The sequence below is a fragment of the Rhodopila globiformis genome, assembly GCF_002937115.1.
In the GTDB taxonomy this organism is placed as follows: Bacteria; Pseudomonadota; Alphaproteobacteria; order Acetobacterales; family Acetobacteraceae; genus Rhodopila; species Rhodopila globiformis.
The window spans coordinates 1-3,023 of the sequence record NZ_NHRY01000001.1 but is presented as its reverse complement, the minus strand read 5'-3'; the positions used below and the strand labels follow the sequence as shown (position 1 = coordinate 3,023).

The window sequence follows — 3,023 nt, the reverse complement described above, 5'->3', positions numbered from 1 at the left end:
GTTGTTCGCAGCGGTCACGCCAACGGACCCCGGACGGCCCGGCAAATGGTCCTTGATCCGCTCCCACTGGTCGTCGCGCAAGGCATGTCGATGCATCGGTCAGCCTCTCCAAAGCTGACTGCCTATGCATCGAAGAACCGGGGCTGCTGGAATCGGGAAGCCGCTTGTTGATCAACGATTCCGCCGCACTGTTGCAGCCCAGACCCACTCGGCTGGCTCCAATTGACGACACGCCCAAACCCGCCGGGCGATCATGGCTGGCGTCGGCGAGCGTGGAGCGGCTGGGTGCCACCCCACCCAACTGGCGCAGCGCCTCGCTGTCGGGCGCCAGCGTCGCGATCAACGGACGCAGGCCCTGCTGACCGCTCAGCGTGCCGGCCAGCAAGGCAAGGAAATGCTGACGGCTGGTGAAGCCGCGCTGGTTGTCATCGGCGCCGTGGGCGCGAACGTGGTGGTCAAAGCGGTTCCACGAGAACTGTTCAACGATCTGCTCGAACACGGTGGTCTGATGAGGCATGTCATGCGTCCTCTCCACGGTGACTACCTGGCAGAACGCGGGCCTCGGCAAAGGTTCAATGCCGACCGTCGATGGAGAGCAAAAAATGTGCCGGACAGCAGTGGCGCAGGCCCGCCATCCACGCCTTTTGCCGATTTCAGCACGGCAAGACCCTATGCGGGTGGAAGTGGTGACTGGTCCGGCACTTGGTGCAGGATATCGCTTCCACCGTCCTTGAGGGAGCGACCCATGCGTACTGACATCAGCCCAACCGCCCAACCAGCCACCGTGGCCCAGCCTGCCACACTCCTGGTCTCCTTGGAACTGAGCCAGAAGGAGTGGGTGGTCACCGTCCTGCCGCCCGACGCGGCGAAGATGTCGCGCCACAAAGTCCAGGCCGGCGACACCGCGCGGCTGCTGAATGTGCTGCACACCCACCGCGCCCGCACCGAGCGGCGCAGCGGCGGGCCGGTCGGCATCGTCAGCATCTACGAGGCCGGCCTCGACGGCTTCTGGCTGCACCACTGGCTGGTGGCCCAGAGCATCGAGAGCCACGTGGTCGACGCCGCCTCGATCGCCGCGCCACGGCGCAAGCAGCGGGCGAAAAGCGACGGCATCGATGGGGAAACGCTGGTGCGCACCCTGGCCGCCTGGCGGCGCGGCGAGCCGCGGGTCTGCGCGATGGTGGCGCCGCCCACGCCGGCGGAAGAAGACCGCCGTCGCCTCTCGCGTGAGCGCGACAAGCTGATGCGCGAGCGGATCGCGCTGAGCAACGGCATCGGCGGGCGGCTCGCCGGGCAGGGCGTGCGCGGCTACAAGCCGCTGCGCAAGGACCGCTGGCAGGCGCTGGAGGCGCTGCGCCGGCCCGATGGCAGCGAGCTGCCGCCGCACCTGATGGCGGAGCTGCGCCACATGCTGCAGCGGCTGGAGCTGGTGATGCAGCAACTCAAGGCGGTGGAGAAGGCGCGCGATGCGATGCTGCTCGCCGAGGCCGCCGCCGACAGTGGCTCGGTCGCCGCCCTGCTGCTGCGCCTGCGCGGGCTGGGGCCGCAGTTCACCGCGCTGCTGTGGCTGGAATGTTTCTACCGCACCTTTGCCAACCGCCGCCAGGTCGGCGCCCCCCGCCTTCGCAGGGGCATGCTTTGGCGGGCTGGCGCCGACACCCTGGCGCAGCGGCGGCATCAAGCGCGAGCAGGGCATCAGTGCCGCCGGCAACCCGCGGGTGCGCAAGACCATGATCGAACTGGCCTGGACCTGGCTGCGCTGCCAGCCCAACTCGGCGCTCAGCCGGTGGTTCCAGGACAAGGTCAAGGGCGCCAGCGCGCGCGGCAAGCGGGTGCTGATCGTTGCGCTCGCACGCAAGCTGCTGGTGGCGCTGTGGCGCTATGTCAGCGCCGGCGTGCTGCCCGAGGGCGCGGTGCTGAAGCCCGCCCGCTGAGCCGCGCGGGCTGAGGCCGCAGGGACCTGCCCCCGTGCAGCATGACCGTCACGACGAGGTTCGGCCGGGCCTGATCAGCCCGCCGGAGTCCAGGGCACGAGACCGCATCCACGCATGGCTGCAACAGGCCGCTTTTGCAAGAATGGTCTCGCTTGCCAGGCCGATACCCCGAGCACCGGGGATGAGGGTGCGCCGCCCCGCGCGGCGACCGGATATGAGGATCCGTGGTGTCGAAGCCACGGCATGCGTCAACGCCTGGCCCCGGACGATCCGGCAGAGGACAGAGATGGCACCGCCGCACACTGCATCCACGGCATGGACACGACCGCGACCCACGGCCCGAACCAGGATCTCAGGCTGGTGCGGCGCCCTCAAGCCCGGCGCTGCGCGCCCCGCTCGCGCGGCAAGGGGCTTGACCGCGCCGCACCAGCCTGAGCACGCGCCGCCGTGCCGGTTAAGCCGCACACTGACCGCGCCCAAGGGAGACACCGCCATGAAATAACCGCTTGACAGGAGAAACCCCATATGAGGCGTGGATGGCGGCCCTGCGGCCACCATGACGATTGGGGGCAGATCGCCCCACCCGAAGTCGTGTCCCAACCGACCTGCAGTCTGCTGTAGCGTATCGATAGGCCGAGTGAAGGCCGTTCCCTGGAAACTACAGTGCCCATTATGAGCCAAAGAATTGCTGCTTTCACCCGATCGCCCAGTCACGGCCAGGACCTGGGCTGTTACTCAAAATCTATCAATATCAGCAGAGCTTAACGTGAAGCTCTCAGCGCAATCGGGTGAAATGAGAGCCTCTTGCAAAATAGGGAATCATTCCAAATGATGCACCATGTAGTGCAACTTAGGGCGTGTCGTCAATTGGAGCCAGCCGAGTGGGTCTGGGCTGCAACAGTGCGGCGGAATCGTTGATCAACAAGCGGCTTCCCGATTCCAGCAGCCCCGGTTCTTCGATGCATAGGCAGTCAGCTTTGGAGAGGCTGACCGATGCATCGACATGCCTTGCGCGACGACCAGTGGGAGCGGATCAAGGACCATTTGCCGGGCCGTCCGGGGTCCGTTGGCGTGACCGCTGCGAACAAC

General features: G+C 66.9%; 4 pseudogenes. 2 read left to right on the top strand and 2 right to left on the bottom strand.

The features are described 5' to 3' along the window. Positions 1-96, bottom strand: a pseudogene (locus tag CCS01_RS34895) (IS5/IS1182 family transposase); the annotation flags it as partial. 259 nt (positions 97-355) lie between these two features. Continuing rightward, positions 356-517 (bottom strand): annotated as a pseudogene (locus CCS01_RS34890) (DUF4372 domain-containing protein); the annotation flags it as partial. A 240-nt stretch (positions 518-757) separates the two neighbouring features. Here CCS01_RS34890 and CCS01_RS00010 point away from each other — a divergent pair. Both CCS01_RS00010 and CCS01_RS34885 read left to right on the top strand, forming a co-directional pair. Then, positions 758-1,934 (top strand): annotated as a pseudogene (locus tag CCS01_RS00010) (IS110 family RNA-guided transposase). 993 nt (positions 1,935-2,927) lie between these two features. Further along, a pseudogene (locus CCS01_RS34885) lies at positions 2,928-3,023 on the top strand (IS5/IS1182 family transposase); the annotation flags it as partial.